Origin of the sequence: Streptomyces sp. UNOC14_S4 (genome assembly GCF_020740835.1) — a bacterium.
Taxonomy (GTDB): domain Bacteria; phylum Actinomycetota; class Actinomycetes; order Streptomycetales; family Streptomycetaceae; genus Streptomyces.
In genome coordinates this window covers 3,936-5,174 of sequence record NZ_JAINFC010000519.1, presented here as the reverse complement: position 1 = coordinate 5,174, position 1,239 = coordinate 3,936, and the positions used below count along the sequence as shown (strand labels likewise).

The following is a 1,239-nucleotide window of genomic DNA, read 5'->3' as shown; positions in this document are numbered from 1 at the left end:
TCACCCGGCACGCGATGACCAGCCCCCTGTTCCAGACCCTGGTGAAGACCACCACCTACAGCACCGGCGGCACCGCCACCGTCCCCGCCTGGGGCAACACCAACCTCCTGATCCGCGAACGCCCCACTGGTTACGCGTACCCGGGCGCGCTCGGTGTCAAGACCGGCACCACCACCGCCTCCGGCAAGTGCCTCGTCTTCACCGTGACCCGCAACGGCAAGACGATCATCGGTGTCCTGCTGAACGATGAGGAACGCTACATGGACTCCATGGCCCTCTCCGACTGGGCCCTCGGCCCGGCCGCCGGCTCCAGGAGCGCCCTCCTGCGCAGCAACACCAAGCCGATCCCCGACGTCCTCGACTGACCTCGCTGCGAAGCGGACACCACCATGTCCGCCGGGTCCGTTGCTGCCGATGCCGTCCTGTGTCGGCAGCAAGGCGCTCCAGGGGATCGCCGCCCCGAGTTTTACCTTCCGAAAGCCATACGAGGCCATCTCGGTTTCCTCAGCTTACGATCCGGTTCATGCCGGATCCCGAGCTGCTGGAACGGATCACCGCGCGGCGCGCGGAACTGGCGAACCTCGAAGTCAACCTCTGACAGAGGATCTACTCCGCAGACTGCCACCTGCCACCTGCGACCAGCATGAGCACCCGAGCACCAGTCACACCAGTCCCTTGACCTGTGATTTCAAGTAGGCAGGGGTTCATGGCTGTTAGTCGGTGGAAACGTACGCCAAGATCGTTTTAGGGTGAGAGGGAAGTTCCAGGATCTTCCCCAGGGAAAGTGAGTGTTGCGCATGAAGTTCACCCGCGTCTCAGGGCTCGTCGCAGCCGCCGTGATCGCACCGGCTGTTCTGCTCTCCACCCCGGCGGTCGCCGCCACCGGCGCCAAGGCCCCCGCCCCGGCGGCCGCCAAGGCCGCGGCCCCGTCTGCGGAAGAGGACCGCGCGGCGATAGCCAGGATCCTCGCGGACAAGGCGTCGGGCGAGATCCTCCGGGAGCAGGCCCAGAAGGCGCTCGATGGCACCCCCACGGACATGCGCGGCTTTCTGGAGACCGGTCAGTACGACGCGCGCGACATGGACAACTCCCTGACGATCAGCCGGATCGGGTCGGGTAAGGACGTCGGGCCGACGATGAAGGAGGCTGTGAACAAGGCGCTCATGGGAACCCGGGAGGACCAGGTGCGCTTCCTGGAGAAGGGCCAGTATGACGCGCGCGAGATGGACGACATGCTTC

1 protein-coding gene and 1 pseudogene are annotated in these 1,239 nt (G+C 65.9%); both read left to right on the top strand.

The window, feature by feature from the left end; translation table 11 throughout:
• Positions 1-365, top strand: a pseudogene (locus tag K6I34_RS31065) (hypothetical protein); the annotation flags it as partial.
• 432 nt (positions 366-797) lie between these two features.
• Positions 798-1,239 (top strand): ALF repeat-containing protein (locus K6I34_RS31060; protein ID WP_229331149.1); only part of this gene is annotated, 442 nt, incomplete at its 3' end.